The 14,453-nt window shown below is 38.4% G+C and carries 15 protein-coding genes; 5 read left to right on the forward strand and 10 right to left on the reverse strand.

What is annotated here, in order from left to right:
* Positions 1-141: 141 nt before the first annotated feature.
* The 3 genes from LCM02_RS11350 to LCM02_RS11360 are packed head-to-tail and all read right to left on the reverse strand — an operon-like array spanning position 142 to position 2,375.
* Positions 142-1,389 (reverse strand): outer membrane beta-barrel protein, encoded by a 1,248-nt coding sequence (locus tag LCM02_RS11350; RefSeq protein ID WP_224929759.1) that lies wholly within the window; start codon positions 1,387-1,389, stop codon positions 142-144.
* A gap of 16 nt (positions 1,390-1,405) precedes the next feature.
* Positions 1,406-1,948, reverse strand: a complete 543-nt coding sequence (locus LCM02_RS11355; protein ID WP_224929762.1) for an RNA polymerase sigma factor — start codon at positions 1,946-1,948, stop codon at positions 1,406-1,408.
* Entirely contained in the window at positions 1,917-2,375 is a 459-nt protein-coding gene (locus tag LCM02_RS11360) for a hypothetical protein (protein WP_224929765.1), read from the reverse strand. The genes LCM02_RS11355 and LCM02_RS11360 overlap by 32 nt, the downstream gene beginning before the upstream one ends.
* A gap of 102 nt (positions 2,376-2,477) precedes the next feature.
* On the opposite strand from LCM02_RS11360, the gene LCM02_RS11365 reads away from it, so the two are divergent.
* Positions 2,478-3,446, forward strand: a complete 969-nt coding sequence (locus tag LCM02_RS11365; protein ID WP_224929768.1) for a LuxE/PaaK family acyltransferase — start codon at positions 2,478-2,480, stop codon at positions 3,444-3,446.
* Here the strand turns inward: LCM02_RS11365 and LCM02_RS11370 are convergent.
* The 5 genes from LCM02_RS11370 to LCM02_RS11390 form a co-directional block, all read right to left on the reverse strand.
* A complete protein-coding gene (locus tag LCM02_RS11370; protein ID WP_224929771.1) occupies positions 3,433-4,014 on the reverse strand; it encodes a phosphatase PAP2 family protein in 582 nt (193 codons plus the stop codon). The genes LCM02_RS11365 and LCM02_RS11370 overlap by 14 nt on opposite strands.
* A gap of 6 nt (positions 4,015-4,020) precedes the next feature.
* Positions 4,021-4,305, reverse strand: coding sequence for a Sec-independent protein translocase subunit TatA/TatB (locus tag LCM02_RS11375; protein ID WP_224929774.1), 285 nt, complete (start codon positions 4,303-4,305; stop codon positions 4,021-4,023).
* A gap of 89 nt (positions 4,306-4,394) precedes the next feature.
* Positions 4,395-6,131, reverse strand: coding sequence for an alpha/beta hydrolase-fold protein (locus LCM02_RS11380; protein ID WP_224929778.1), 1,737 nt, complete (start codon positions 6,129-6,131; stop codon positions 4,395-4,397).
* Positions 6,132-6,184: 53 nt separating this feature from the next.
* Entirely contained in the window at positions 6,185-8,758 is a 2,574-nt protein-coding gene (gene mutS / locus LCM02_RS11385; protein ID WP_224930229.1) for a DNA mismatch repair protein MutS, read from the reverse strand.
* 196 nt (positions 8,759-8,954) lie between these two features.
* Positions 8,955-9,629 (reverse strand): phosphoadenylyl-sulfate reductase, encoded by a 675-nt coding sequence (locus LCM02_RS11390; protein WP_224929781.1) that lies wholly within the window; start codon positions 9,627-9,629, stop codon positions 8,955-8,957.
* A 210-nt stretch (positions 9,630-9,839) separates the two neighbouring features.
* Between LCM02_RS11390 and LCM02_RS11395 the strand changes: the two genes are divergently transcribed.
* From LCM02_RS11395 to LCM02_RS11405, 3 genes are all read left to right on the forward strand, one after another.
* Positions 9,840-10,376, forward strand: coding sequence for an RNA methyltransferase (locus LCM02_RS11395; protein ID WP_224929784.1), 537 nt, complete (start codon positions 9,840-9,842; stop codon positions 10,374-10,376).
* 97 nt (positions 10,377-10,473) lie between these two features.
* On the forward strand, positions 10,474-10,902 hold the full coding sequence (locus LCM02_RS11400) for a deoxycytidylate deaminase (protein WP_224929787.1): 429 nt from the start codon (positions 10,474-10,476) through the stop codon (positions 10,900-10,902).
* Positions 10,895-12,487, forward strand: coding sequence for a S41 family peptidase (locus tag LCM02_RS11405; RefSeq protein ID WP_224929790.1), 1,593 nt, complete (start codon positions 10,895-10,897; stop codon positions 12,485-12,487). The genes LCM02_RS11400 and LCM02_RS11405 overlap by 8 nt, the downstream gene beginning before the upstream one ends.
* Before the next feature lie 21 nt (positions 12,488-12,508).
* Here LCM02_RS11405 and LCM02_RS11410 read toward each other — a convergent pair whose 3' ends face one another.
* Together LCM02_RS11410 and LCM02_RS11415 are read right to left on the reverse strand one after the other, a co-directional pair.
* Positions 12,509-13,120, reverse strand: coding sequence for an NAD(P)/FAD-dependent oxidoreductase (locus LCM02_RS11410; RefSeq protein WP_224929793.1), 612 nt, complete (start codon positions 13,118-13,120; stop codon positions 12,509-12,511).
* A 6-nt stretch (positions 13,121-13,126) separates the two neighbouring features.
* Entirely contained in the window at positions 13,127-13,702 is a 576-nt protein-coding gene (locus LCM02_RS11415) for a MarC family protein (RefSeq protein WP_224929796.1), read from the reverse strand.
* Between the two features lie 141 nt (positions 13,703-13,843).
* Here LCM02_RS11415 and LCM02_RS11420 point away from each other — a divergent pair, with 141 nt between their 5' ends.
* Complete coding sequence (locus tag LCM02_RS11420; protein ID WP_224929799.1) at positions 13,844-14,422, forward strand: DUF3109 family protein; 579 nt, start codon at positions 13,844-13,846, stop codon at positions 14,420-14,422.
* Positions 14,423-14,453 lie beyond the last annotated feature (31 nt).

Here is a 14,453-nt window from a genome sequence, read left to right on the forward strand (position 1 = left end):
AAAATAGGAGCGGGATTGTAAAATTAATAGGATTTAGTGTAAGAATTACGGAATAATGAAAAAACTTTGAAAATTTGCCAATCAAAATTGAGATATTCTCAAAATTGATAAAAAAGGTGTCAGATCAGGAAGTTCTGATTATTAGAATTTGTAATTCAAGCCCGAATAAAGACCAAAGTAATAGGGTCTGAAATTACCTGAATTTCCTGAGTAGGTATTAAACTGGTATTTAAACATCGGAGCCACATTTAAAAACCAACTCTTACTTAATTTGTAATCGAGGTCTACACCAACATTTCCGCTAAAATTAAGGTCATTCAAATTATTTGCATTGCCAAGATCAACAACACTGTTCTGATTCACAATTGAGACAGAATTGTTAGATAAAATAAGCGTACTAAAACCACCTACCAGATTTAAGCCAAGCCTTTTATCATAGAGGTTATACTTCATTTCAATAGGCAATTCATAATATTCAATGGACTGATTAACATCCCCGTTCAAACTTGATTTGAAAAGCTCGTTGCCTGAATTCGGGACCTGACCATTTCTAGAAGGGGTTAGAATGACTCCGTATTTATCTGTATTAATATTGTTAACGGCATTTTTAGAAGAAGAAATTAAAGCGTTTACATCCTTTGTATTGTAAGCAAGCTCAACTTTGTTTACCCCGGATTGAATAAAAAATTTGTTCGTTAACTGATAATTGATTTTTACACCAACAGAAAGCGCATTGTCAGAAGACCTTGAGTTATTTGAAAGGGCTTCATTAAGCGGAGATCCATCCTGAAGTGAATTATAAAAAACAGGTGCTACCGTAGGTCCGACCGACCATTTTTTATCAATTTTTTCCTTTTGTTTCTTCTCCGGAATTGCCTCCATACGAGCCGTAATCGATTCGCCACCCTTCAGTTCCTGAAGGAAATCCTCTTTGTCAACAATGTATTTATCCTCAATACTCGAATAGATTGTCGCGATTTCATTATCAGTTACAATGACCTTATTATTTGGTTGTTTAACAAAAATTGGTTTCTCCGTAACCTTGATTTTATTCTCTTTTGGCCTCATTTCTGCCGCCAATTCAGTATCGTCATTAATGATTATTGCGGGATTCAGTTCAGGAGTTGCTGAATTATCAACACTTGTACCATCAACTTCTACAACCTGGTTGTCAACTGATATCGAATTATTTTGATAGAATAAACCCGCAGTAAGAATTATACCCGATAAAATCGCTGCGGCACTTAGTTTTTTCCACAAAGCAACAGAACGTCTCTTGCGATTATTCAGACGACCCTCAATACCAGACCAAACCCTCTTATTTGGATAAATTTCCAAATCCTTCAAGTTCTCTTGAAAAACTCTGTCTATGTTTTTTCTTTCTAACATTTTCAAGTTTGGTCAATCAAATCAGACCTGCATTTTTTTGCTGTTGGCTCAATTCAATTTTTTCCTTCAGGATCAGCCTTGCCCTAGACAAGTTTGATTTCGACGTGCCCACAGCAATATTCAGCATGGAGGCGATTTCCTTGTGGGAAAAACCGTCGAGAACATAAAGGTTAAAAACCATTCTGTATCGCTCTGGCAATTCCTGAATTATTTTTAATAAAAAATCCAGAGAAATATTGTTTTCGTCAATTTCAACTTCAACCTCCTCAGGATAATTTTCTTCAACCAGGTTCATAATGTTTTTTTGACGGTAGGTCTGAAGGGCCGTGTTGATAACGATCCTTTTCATCCAGCCTTCAAATGAACCTTTAAATTTGAACTGGTCAATTTTTTTAAATATCGTAATGAACGCTTCCTGCAAATTGTCCTCAGCTTCCTGTTGTGTCTTTGAATATTTCAGACATATTACAAAAAGCTTCCCAGCAAAGAGGTGATAAATCTCTGACTGGGAGATTATATCTCCATTTTTACATTTCTGTATGAGTCTCTTCAAACTCATTGGCACTTACATTGCTTATATTAATTACTGGTACTTCTACCGTCAGATAAATGGGCTCTCCATTTTCATCGTCGCCTTGCCAAAAATTGAAAATATAAGGGTTTTTCTGAAGGGCATGTACCCTAAAGGTCAACTCTTGTTCCAATTCAAGGTCTTCACAGTCATTACTTTCTATAACCAGCGAAACCACTGCTATGTTTCGAGAAGTATTTTCATACTCGTAAAGTATGTCATTGTTGACATAACAATCATCAGGAAGAAGATACGTAACCGTTAGGTCATAGATCTTTCCGTATTCAAATACCTCAGGCACCTGCGCATCCTCAACCGGAAGCAATTCATAATGATATTCATAACTGTCATCATCGGAACAGGATGCCATGGTTATAACGGCAAAAATTACAAAAAAAATCTTTTTTAGGTCCATATTTTAACAAAAAAAGCAATAGTTTGTCTTTTTAAAGATACCCAATTGATATATGGTTGCGTAAAAAAGGGGTACTTTTGTCAAAAAACAATACATCCCATAATGGACATTTTTGATATTCACGATGAACAGGATTTTAGAAAGAAAGCCCTGAGCATTTTTCGATATCAGGCTCAAAACAATATTGTATATAAAAAGTTTATCGAACTCCTCAGGATTGACCCATTTTCCGTGTCAAAAGTTGAGGATATACCTTTTTTACCAGTAGAATTCTTCAAATTGTACGATCTTTTGAGTGCAAAGGAAACGGTGCAGGAAGTATTTACAAGCAGCGGAACTACCGGGTCAGTTACGAGCAGGCACCTGATTACCGATCTGGGTCTTTATGAGCAAAGTTTTTTGAAAGGCTTCGGCCTTTTCTATGGTAAACCTGAAAAGTATACAATTCTTGCTCTTTTACCAGGTTATCTGGAAAGAAAGGGCTCCTCTTTGATCTATATGGTGAATCAACTTATCAATAGCAGTAAATCCAGCTACAGCGGCTTCTACCTGGATCAAATGGAAGAGTTAAGTCAACTGTTGATCAATTTGGACAAGAGAGGAGAGAAAGTCATATTGATTGGTGTGACCCATGCCTTACTTGATTTAATCGAGATCCGTCAGTTTAAATTGAAAAATACGATTATTATGGAAACAGGGGGGATGAAGGGCAGACGCAAAGAAATTGTAAGAAATGAACTTCATCAAATCCTTTGCAGGGGATTTGGAGTAGATAAAATTCACTCGGAATACGGAATGACTGAATTGCTTTCCCAAGCCTATTCAAAAGGGAACGGACTTTTTAAAACGCCTCCCTGGATGAAAATTTTAATAAGAGATACAGAGGATCCGATGACCTTACTCGGTGAGGGAAGCACAGGGGGGATAAATATTGTGGACCTGGCAAATATAAACTCCATTTCTTTTATTGCCACCCAGGATCTGGGTCGTAAAATCGGTCCTGATCAGTTTGAAATTTTAGGTCGATTTGATCACTCTGATATTCGAGGCTGTAACCTTATGGTTGTTTGAGCCTTTTATCCATTCTGTTGAATAGATACAGGCTCATTTTATAGAAGGAGTAACCAATGAAAATACCTAAAATTGCTCCAGTTAAAACGTCTGCCGGAAAGTGAACCCCAAGATACATTCTGCTGTAACTGAATAACAGAGGCCAAATGAAGAAGAAGATGGTGTATTTGTAATATTTCTTCAGGGTCAAATGCATCAAAAGCGTTACCGCAGTTGAAGTTGTGGCGTGACCCGACACAAAACTATAACTGGAATTATTTTTAACAATTCTTATAATTTCATTTATTGAAGGGTCTCTGTTAGGTCTGAGACGCTCAAAATAATTTTTCAGAAACACTGTAAATTGATCCGAAAAGGTAACCATTAAAGCCGTGAGCAGAATCATGGCGACCCCTTTCTTCCAACCCAAGGATTTGAAAATCAAATAAAAAAACAACAGGTAAAGGGGAATCCAGCTTAGTTGATTGGTAATAAGCAACCAGAAACCATCCCAGTTTTCAGAACCCATCGTATTGATAAAGATTAAGAGTTCTTTATCGTAATGAATAATTTTATCTAGAAGACTCAAATTAACTTAAAAGTTTCGTTTTATCGGACCGGTAAGGTCATCTATATTGTCCTGAACCTTATTCTTAATATTCTTAATGTCTTTTTGAATATCTTTGGTAAGATCCGTGTCTATTCCCTGCTTTTTTGCTCCTTCAGAGATTTCTTTTTTTACCTCATTAGTGGCATTTTTGAGTTGCTGCATTCCTTTCCCCAGACCTCTTGCAAGCTCTGGCAACTTGTCCGCTCCAAAAAGCATCACCACTATGACCAGGATAATAAAAATCTCAGCTCCGCTAATAAATAAAAACATATTCGTAAAATTACCCTACAAAGATAATATAATTAGTCAATGCATTTCATCCTTTCGAAGGCAGGTGTCTTTTTTATTTCTCAAGGACATCATTCCTTATACCTCCAGCTTGACAGGTCCGCACCCGCAGGAGCCGATTCTGCTATACGCTTCATGATCTTAGGGACGTACATCGAGTTGTATCGCAGTCTCGAGATATGATTAGGGTTTTCCTGATCCCCGTTCCAGCAATGTTCTGCCCTGTCGCCGTAATCAACCTCACCTTCATAATAAGGATCTGTAGTATTTTCTAAAAATGCCTCCATGGAATAGACCGCATTATTCAGGTAGTAATTATCCATGTCTCCGCAATAGATATGGATTTTTCCTCTCAACTTTTCTCCAAGCTTGTCCCAGTCTCTTTCTAAAATATATCTGAGGTCATAGTTTTCCTTCCAATAATTGGCTACTTCGTGATCGATTTCTCCGGTATATTTATCCCAGATCCTTTGGGGATATCCGTCTTGACCTTGAGGTGAATAGGTTGCCTCCCAAATATCAAATTGCTGGCCCGACCTGGATTTATCACCGAGAACCAGTTCCAGATGATTGTCTTGTTTTACTGTTGAAGAGATCTGGCCAAGAAAATCTCTCCTTGAGGGGACTTCAAGTTTCTTAAAATCACTTTCGTAATAGTAGGCGTTTTGATCCTCATAGATATTGGTGAGACAATAGCTTGTAAAATCAATCGGGTCGGGGCATGCGGCAAAACAACCATTGTATTCATCTGGATATTTAACCTGTACCGCAAGCGCTTCCCATCCACCGGTGGAACCTCCGTATAAAAACCTTGACCATCCCTTGCCGATGCCTCTGAATTCTTTTTCAATATACGGAATGAGCTCATAAGTGATAGCATCTCCATATGGGCCTTGACTGGCAGAATTTACCGCATAGGAATCATCGTAATAGGGAGTAGGGTGTTGAATCTCGATGATAAGAAATCTTGGAAAATCAGGGCCGTTCCAGCGTTGATAAAATTCATAGGCTTCTTGTTGTTGAATGCGGTTGTACCCTTTAACATTAAACCGTTCGGAATAATCCGGCTCAAGGTCCTTATCCGGCGGGGTGGTTCTGAATCCTCCAAAATCCGAAGGGAAGTGACCATGAAATATCATCAAAGGATAGCGGGCCTCCGGGTGTTTATCAAAATTTTTTGGGAGTAGGATGTGAGCACCGAGATATATATCCCGACCCCAAAATGCGGACAGCTTTTCAGATTTGATTTTAATGTGTTTTACCCACTCTGTATCCTTGGGCTCCTCAATTTCGGGGATGACCTGATCGAGTTTCAGTTCAAAATCAGCTAAACCATTTTGCCCAACCAAAAGCTTTACCGGTTTACTGTAGAGGTTTCCGGGTGAACGATTCCATTGCTGTCCTTCCCCGTTATCCATGGGCAGTTTTACTGTATGTCCCGTTGAAAGGTCAAAAGTTTCGTATACATGAAAAAGGGCCTGAACATAGTATTCACCTTCCTGGAGATCGCTTATGGATTCAACCGGAAAACCCATAGATTCGGTGTCAAAATAGATCTTATCGCCAGGATTGTGATTTTCAATATTCATTCCAAAAATCACTTGCGTGTTAAGTCCTCCATTGATTTGGAATCTCGGTTCTTTATCATTGTTCTTTGCAAAAATCAAAAGCAAACGACCATCTTTCGGAGTCTGATCTTTTGAGGTACTAATTTCAATGCTTATTTCTGCTTTATTTTCTTTTGATTTCTGCTTGCATGAGGACGCGATAAATAAAAAAAGGGAAAAGAGGAAAAGGTAAGGTTTCATGTACATTAATTTTGACATGAAGTTAAGTATTATTTTTTACCCCCGGATGGTACTTATTTTTTAGTGAGCATTCTTTTGATCTCATTGAGCTTCATCAACGCTTCTATTGGGGTCAGGGTGTCTATATTGGTGCTTAAGATTTCATCTTTAATTTCCTCGAGTAAAGGGTCGTCAAGATTGATAAAACTTAACTGAACCTCTTTTTCAGAGGCACTCTTCAGCTTTTCCTGTATTTCTTCCGAGGCGTGGCTTTTTTCCAGATGTGCGAGCATTTTGTTCGCACGGTGAAGCACGGGGCTTGGCATTCCTGCCAATTTAGCCACATGAATCCCGAAGCTGTGTTTACTGCCTCCCGGAATCAGTTTACGAATAAATATAACCTTATCTTTTAACTCTTTAACAGATACGTTGTAATTTTTGATTCTGACAAAAGTCTCACTCATATCATTGAGTTCATGGTAATGGGTCGCAAACAGGGTTTTGGCCCTTGTTGGGTGCTCATGCAGATATTCTGCTATGGCCCATGCAATTGAAATTCCGTCATAAGTACTTGTTCCCCTTCCGATTTCGTCAAGCAGTATAAGGCTTCTTTCGGAAAGGTTGTTGAGGATATTGGCAGTTTCATTCATTTCTACCATAAACGTTGATTCCCCCATGGAAATGTTGTCACTGGCACCTACTCGGGTAAAGATTTTATCGACGATTCCCAGTTTTGCATTTTGGGCCGGTACATAAGATCCTATTTGCCCCAACAAGACGATAAGGGCGGTTTGTCTCAATAGGGCTGATTTTCCACTCATGTTAGGACCCGTGATCATTATGATCTGCTGTTGCTCCCTGTTTAATACTACATCATTGGCCACATAGAGCTCACCCGCGGGCAGTTGCCTTTCAATGACCGGATGTCTTCCGTTATTGATCTCTATGACAGTAGAATCGTCAATGACCGGGCAAACGTAATTGTTCCGTACGGCAACCTTGGCGAAAGACCCTAAACAATCCAGTTGAGCAATTACTTTCGCCGACTTTTGAATCTTCAGAATATGAGGATGCAGATCTTTAAGTAATTCCTGAAAGATTGTGTTTTCCAGAAGACCAATCTTTTCCTGGGCACCAAGAATTTTCGATTCGTATTCTTTTAATTCTTCCGTAATGTACCTTTCTGCAGATACAAGTGTTTGTTTTCTGACCCAGTTTTCGGGTACCTTGTCTCTATGCGTGTTTCGTACCTCAATATAGTAGCCAAATACATTATTGAAAGCTATTTTAAGACTTGAGATCTGGGTACGTTCAATCTCACGCTCCACAATATGGTCCAGGTAGGCTTTCCCCGAAGAAGAGATATTTCTTAGATCATCCAACTCCGTATTCACACCTTTTTTTATAACATTACCTTTGCTCAAAAGAATCGGGGCATTTTCTTCAAGGGTGGAGTCAATCTTTTTTATCAGCTCAAAATTTGGCTCAATTTCTTCCGCAAGCGAGACCATTGTTTTATGGTTGCTCTTCAGGGCCCGTTGTCTAATGGGAACTATGGCTTCAAGAGAATTTTTTAATAGGACAACTTCTTTCGGGTTGATTTTTCCTGTGGCAAGTTTTGAGATAAGTCTTTCAAGATCACTTACCTGATCCAGCTGATGGTCAAGAAATTCAAGATCTTCTTCCTTTTGAATAAAATAGCGAACTACTTCATGTCTTTTTTGAATTTCTTCAATATTTTTTAACGGAAGGGCAAGCCATCTTTTCAACATTCTCCCACCCATTGGAGAAATCGTTGAATCGATCACGTCGAGAAGAGTTACCGCTTCAGGACTATTTCTTTGGTACAACTCAAGATTTCTGACTGTAAATTTATCCATCCAGACAAAGTCATTTTCGTAAAGCCGCTGGATATTGGAAATATGTTCCAGTTGATGATGCTGGGTTTCAGAGAGATAATGCATGATAACCCCGGATGAAATGATACCTTCTTTCAGATCTTCTATTCCAAATCCTTTTAAAGAAGCGACTTTAAAATGACGGGTAAGAATTTCGTTTGAGGCTTCTTCTTTAAAGATCCAGTCATCAAGAAAAAAAGTATAAAATTGGTTTCCGAACAATTCCCTGAAACGAAGCTTAAATTCTTTTTGAACCAATATTTCACTCGGACGAAAATTCTGTAATAGTTTATCAATGTACTCTGAGTTTCCCTGAGACGTAATAAATTCTCCGGTAGAGACATCGAGAAAGGAAATACCGATTATTTTTTTTCCAAAATGTACCGAAGCCAGAAAATTATTGGATTTTGAGTTCAGGACTTCATCATTTAAGGCAACTCCGGGAGTTACGAGCTCCGTTACCCCTCTTTTCACGATTTTTTTTGTCATTTTGGGGTCTTCCAGCTGATCGCAAATTGCGACCCTTAGACCCGCTTTGACCAATTTTGGCAGGTAGGTGTTCAGGGAGTGATGAGGAAACCCCGCCAAGGCTGTTTCACTTTCAGACCCCGCACCTCTTTTGGTAAGGATGATTCCAAGTACCTTGGCGGCTACCCTGGCATCTTCACCAAAAGTTTCATAAAAATCACCAACTCTAAAAAGAAGCATGGCATCAGGGTACTTGGTTTTGATGTTGTTGTACTGCAACATCAACGGAGTTACTTTATTAGATTTTGCCAAGGCCTGAAATTTTTAGATTGTCTTTGAATTACCTTAGTCTTCAGGTAAGATGAGCAAAGATATAATATTAATAAGAATACAAAAATGCTCTATTGACGAAAATGATATCCCGGATGTTTGAATAAAAGCATCTTTCTGCTGATAATGATTCCTGTTGTGAACTGATTTAAAGGTGCAGTCCGCATTCCGTTTTGGGTGAGTTGTTCCATCTTCCATTGCGGTCTTCCCCGGGAACCGTACAATGAGAGCAACCGATGGATGCGTATCCTTTAGACTTGAGGGGATGGAAAGGAAGATGGTGATCTATAATGAACTGATCACGTTCAGCAGAATTAATATCCAATAAAGGGTAAAATTTTAGGAGAGTTTCTTTCTGTTCAAAAATATTTAATCCTTTGCGGTGATCACTTTGCCATTTCATCAGGCCCGATACCCAGATTTTATAATCTTTCTTTATCAGGTCAAGAGGTTTAACTTTATTGATATAGCAGCATCTGTTCGGACTATTCTTCCATAATTGTTTTTCCTGGCTAAACCTGAATTCACTGGGATCGGCTTTGATGCTTACAACATTCAGGTCGTATAATTGTGTAAGGTAATCTTTGTAAATGAGTGTTTCTTTGAAATGATATCCCGTATCTATAAAATAAATTACCTGGTTCTTGTTTATATCTGAGAACACCTTTAACAAAAAGGCTGAGGTGGCAGCAAAGGCAGAAGTAATCATGATATCCTCTGAATTGAAATCAAGATAAAGCTGTTCCACTCTTTTATAAACGGTCAGTTCATTATACTTCCCGTTTAGTTTACTAATTTCCGGTGTTTTCAGGGTATCAATCATTTCTCAGATTTCAATATTCAGTGGCAAAAATAATAATATACGGGGGTAAAGCATCAAAATAAATGTTAAAAAACTAATAATCCTATAGGAAAAGTATGATAAAAGTCATGTTTGGGCAAAAAAGATTGGATTTTGATGACAATTTACCATGAGATTTCGATCATCTGACACGAATTATTTAATTTTGGCCACTTGAAATGGTTCAAACTTATGCGAAAACTTAAAAACAGCGAGTTAAACAGACTGAACATTGAAGATTTTAGAAATTCTGAAAAAGTCGGGCTGATCATTATTCTCGATAATATAAGAAGCCTTAATAATATTGGTTCAGTATTCCGAACCGCTGATGCATTTTTAATTGAAAAGGTATATCTCTGCGGAATTACGGCTCAGCCTCCACATAAGGAAATTCATAAAACAGCCTTGGGAGCAACAGAATCTGTTGATTGGGAATACGAGGAAAATACCGAGGAACTTGTTAAACGACTGCGAAATGAGGGCGTTACCGTTATTTCAGTGGAGCAGGCAGATAAAAGCACTTCTTTGGAGAATTTCATTCCCAAAAAAATGCAGAAATATGCCCTGGTTTTCGGAAATGAAGTTAAGGGTGTGGGACAGCGTGTTGTGGATGCATCGGATCTTTGTCTGGAGATTCCTCAGTATGGAACAAAACACTCCTTGAATATTTCGGTAAGCTGCGGTATTGTTCTCTGGGATTTGGTTTCAAAGTTGAAATTTTATCAATGACAGGCACTCATATTAAATTTTGATGATTTTTTAACAGCTTTCACTTCAAAGTTTTTTATTTTCGCTAACAAGGAATCATATACCATAGTCAAGAAGCATGACGGAAAAGAAACAGAGAAGGTATGATCGGGCCTATTTGAAAATGGCGATGGAATGGTCAAAACTTTCACACTGTAAGAGGAAACAGGTTGGAGCTCTGATCGTAAAGGATAAAATGATCATCTCAGACGGATATAACGGAACACCCACAGGATTTGATAATTGTTGTGAAGATGAAGAAGGAAATACAAAATGGCATGTGTTGCATGCTGAGGCGAATGCCATTTTAAAAGTGGCCTCATCTACTCAGGGTTGCCAGGGGGCAACATTATACATCACCTTGTCTCCCTGTAAGGAGTGTAGTAAATTGATCCATCAATCGGGAATTCGAAGGATGGTCTATGCGAATTCTTACAAAGATGATTCCGGTATCGAATTTTTGAAAAGAGCCAATGTTGAAATTTTATATCTGCCCATAGATGAATAGAAAAACAAGAATATTTCTTCCATTGATCATAGCGATTTCGATTGCTGTGGGCATCTTTTTGGGGACTTCTCTGAACTATCAAAAGAAAACCATTACCTTTTTTGGGGGCACACCTCAGGAACGAAAAATTAAAAGGCTCATAGACTATATCCAGTACGAATACGTGGACGATGTGGACACAGACAGTTTATTGGATGGGACCATCAAAAACATGCTTGATAAACTGGATCCGCATTCTGTATATATATCTGCAAAGGAACTGGAAGGAGTTTCCGAGTCAATGAACGGTAAGTTCGTTGGAATTGGAATCCAGTTCAGAATGTATAAAGACTCTCTTACGGTTGTTAAGGTTTTGGACAATGGACCAAGTGAAAGAGCAGGTTTGAAGGCAGGTGATCGAATTTTGATTGCTGATAATGACACTTTGTTTGGAAAGAGAATAGGCAGCGATTACATTCTTAAGACTTTGAAAGGAAAGCCAAATACCGATGTAAATCTTGTTGTTTACAGAAAGTCGGAAAATAAGGAGTTGCCTTTTACAATTACCAGGGGAGAAGTACCCATTGCAAGCGTGGATGCCCATTATATGCTCAATGAAGATCTGGGTTATATTAAAGTAAATAAATTTGCTGCCACCACTTATGACGAGTTTAAGGAATCCCTGGATGATCTTATTGATCAGGGTATGGAAAAACTGGTTCTTGACTTAAGGCACAACCCTGGAGGATATCTTCAGGTAGCCACCCAGATCATCGATGAATTCCTTGAAGACGGAAAACTAATAGTTTTTACCAAGAATAAGAAAGAAAGAATTGATGAAACTTTTGCCACCAGCAAGGGAGATTTTGAAAAGGGCCATGTATTTGTTCTGATTAACGGAGCCTCTGCTTCTGCAAGTGAAATTGTTGCCGGTGCTCTTCAGGATAATGACAAAGGCACGATTGTTGGAAGAAGGAGTTTTGGCAAAGGACTGGTGCAGCAGGAAATGCAATTGGGAGATGGATCAGCTGTCCGTTTAACAGTTTCAAGGTATTATACACCTACGGGAAGGTCGATTCAAAAACCTTATGAAAATAAAAAGGGGGGAGAATACTTTAATGATTTTGAAACCAGGTACCACAACGGAGAATTAATGAATGCCGACAGTATTAAGGTAAATGATTCACTCAAGTTTGAGACCCCGAAAGGTAAAATAGTTTATGGAGGAGGTGGAATAATTCCGGATGTCTTTGTATCTATTGACACAACAATGTTTTTTCCTGATTTTCATTATCAGAAATCCCGCCAGTTCGTTTTTCAGTATTGTGACAATCATGTGGATGAATTTGAAGGATGGAGTTTTGAAAGATTTAACAAAGAGTTTGACAGGGATGATCATATTTTTGAAGAATACATGGCTTCAGTACCAAAAAGTTTTCAGTATTTTACAGACGAAGAAAGGGCTAATTTCAGACTCTATTTGAAGGCTCTTTTTGCACAACAAATATTTGATGTCAATGCGTATTTCCAGATCATCAATGATCAGGACCTGATGATAAAAAAAGTCCTGGAGTTAGATAGGGAAGGTTATCCACTTGAACCCTAAAGACCATTTTTTTCTCAAATTCTATTTGGGTTCCGAATCGTGAACCATAGCAGTCTGTCCTCCGTTCCAAATCGTGAGAATATCTGTAGCAACGTGGGTACCGCTACCTGCAGCTGTGGCAAATTGGCTGCGCCACCCGGCCAGAACTCCTGCCACAAAAAGATTTTCTTGAATTTTGTGGTTTGTGTTTTTTAACTGAATCCGTTCTTTTTTTGCAGGTAAATTTCGATGTGGCTCAATGAACTGTTCCAGGCCTTTAATATTAAATAAATTAGATGGCCCTACCGCAATAACTACAATTTTGGCAGAATAAGCACCTTTATTTGTCTTGACATTGAAAAACTTCCCTAAAGGCTCTACTTCACTGACCTTCTCTTTTTCGATTTGGATAACATGAGGATAGGTATGAGATAAATGTTTTCGGCCGTTTTCCAAAATCTCATTACCTGTGGTTCCAGGAGGAATTCCCAACACATTATTGAATAAGGCCCCATTAAGTGCTGAGGTCCTCTGGTGCATTATAATTCCAATTTTTTTATCCTTGGCAAATGGTTTGTTCTTTGCTGAACCCAGGACAAGCGCAGCAGACATACCTGCTACTCCTCCTCCTACTATTAAAACATCGAAATCCATATTCTATTAATTAAGCAGCCCTTGAATATTTGAAGCAAATAATTTTACAGCAATCGCCAGAAGAATAACTCCAAATATTTTTCTCACAACACTGATTCCACCTTCACCGATCAAACGTTCGATCTTCGAGGAAGATTTGAGTACGGCATAAACGAAAATTATGTTTACAATTATTGCAACGACAATATTAATGGTTTGAAACTCTGCTTTAAGTGATAAAATAGTTGTCATGGTTCCTGCACCGGCAATCAGCGGAAAAGCCAAGGGAACCACACTGGCCGTTTTTGGAGAATCTTCCTTGTAAAGTTGAATGCCAAGGATCATTTCAATGGCAAGGAAAAATATAACAAAGGAACCGGCAACAGCAAACGAATATACATCGATGCCGATAAGGTTAAGTATTTGGACCCCAACAAAAAGAAATAAAATCATCAATAACATGGCCACAATTGATGCTTTTTCCGATTGAATATGACCAACTTTCTTTCGTAAGCCGATAATGATTGGAATGCTCCCGATAATATCGATAACTGCAAAAAGCACCATGGTTGCCGTTACAATTTCCTTAAAATTTAATCCCATTTCCTTTTCTTTGGTAAGGTGTCAAAGTTAGAAAAATTGAATTAATAAGACATGACTCCATCTAAGGATCTTATTTGAATTTTATTCTTGAGATGAATTAGCCAAAAAGAATGTATTTTTGCTGATCAAAATTCGTCAATTATGTTTCAACTTAGAAAGACGGTAATTTCTGAGGATATTCTGGATAAGGAATTTGTCTGTAACCTAAGCGCTTGTAAAGGTGCTTGTTGCGTGGATGGTGATGCCGGAGCTCCGCTGGAACAGGAGGAGTTATTGACATTAAAAAAGATTTTACCCAAGGTAAAAAAATTCCTGAGAAAAGAAGGGCTGGAGGCCATAGAGAGTCAGGGCCCTTATACGACTAACGAATTTGGGGAACATGAAACCACATTGATTGAGGGAGCCGATTGTGCCTATGTCATTTATGATGAGAAGGGAGTGGCCTTATGTGGAATTGAAGAGGCGTATAATCAGGGCGAAACAAGTTTTAAAAAACCAGTTTCCTGCCATTTATACCCTGTTCGAATAAAGCAATACAGTGAGTTTGCAGCTGTGAACTATGATAAATGGGAAATATGTGATGATGCATGCTCCTTAGGGAAAGAATTACAGGTTCCGGTTTACAGGTTCGTCAAGCAGGCTTTAATCAGAAAATTTGGTGAGCAATGGTATGAAGAACTGGATCGAGTTGCGAAAGAAAGAAATGTAAAGAAACTGTAAGGAAAACCATAAGATGAATTTGACAACTTAG

Origin of the sequence: Lutimonas saemankumensis (assembly GCF_020171465.1) — a bacterium.
GTDB lineage: Bacteria > Bacteroidota > Bacteroidia > Flavobacteriales > Flavobacteriaceae > Lutimonas > Lutimonas saemankumensis.

Coding starts and splice junctions, on each gene's coding strand:
- LCM02_RS11350 (WP_224929759.1), bottom strand. CDS start 1,389: ATGTTAGAAAGAAAAAACATAGACAGAGTTTTTCAAGAGAACTTGAAG.
- LCM02_RS11355 (WP_224929762.1), bottom strand. CDS start 1,948: ATGAGTTTGAAGAGACTCATACAGAAATGTAAAAATGGAGATATAATC.
- LCM02_RS11360 (WP_224929765.1), bottom strand. CDS start 2,375: ATGGACCTAAAAAAGATTTTTTTTGTAATTTTTGCCGTTATAACCATG.
- LCM02_RS11365 (WP_224929768.1), top strand. CDS start 2,478: ATGGACATTTTTGATATTCACGATGAACAGGATTTTAGAAAGAAAGCC.
- LCM02_RS11375 (WP_224929774.1), bottom strand. CDS start 4,305: ATGTTTTTATTTATTAGCGGAGCTGAGATTTTTATTATCCTGGTCATA.
- LCM02_RS11380 (WP_224929778.1), bottom strand. CDS start 6,131: ATGAAACCTTACCTTTTCCTCTTTTCCCTTTTTTTATTTATCGCGTCC.
- mutS (WP_224930229.1), bottom strand. CDS start 8,758: ATGTTGCAGTACAACAACATCAAAACCAAGTACCCTGATGCCATGCTT.
- LCM02_RS11390 (WP_224929781.1), bottom strand. CDS start 9,629: ATGATTGATACCCTGAAAACACCGGAAATTAGTAAACTAAACGGGAAG.
- LCM02_RS11395 (WP_224929784.1), top strand. CDS start 9,840: ATGCGAAAACTTAAAAACAGCGAGTTAAACAGACTGAACATTGAAGAT.
- LCM02_RS11400 (WP_224929787.1), top strand. CDS start 10,474: ATGACGGAAAAGAAACAGAGAAGGTATGATCGGGCCTATTTGAAAATG.
- LCM02_RS11405 (WP_224929790.1), top strand. CDS start 10,895: ATGAATAGAAAAACAAGAATATTTCTTCCATTGATCATAGCGATTTCG.
- LCM02_RS11410 (WP_224929793.1), bottom strand. CDS start 13,120: ATGGATTTCGATGTTTTAATAGTAGGAGGAGGAGTAGCAGGTATGTCT.
- LCM02_RS11415 (WP_224929796.1), bottom strand. CDS start 13,702: ATGGGATTAAATTTTAAGGAAATTGTAACGGCAACCATGGTGCTTTTT.
- LCM02_RS11420 (WP_224929799.1), top strand. CDS start 13,844: ATGTTTCAACTTAGAAAGACGGTAATTTCTGAGGATATTCTGGATAAG.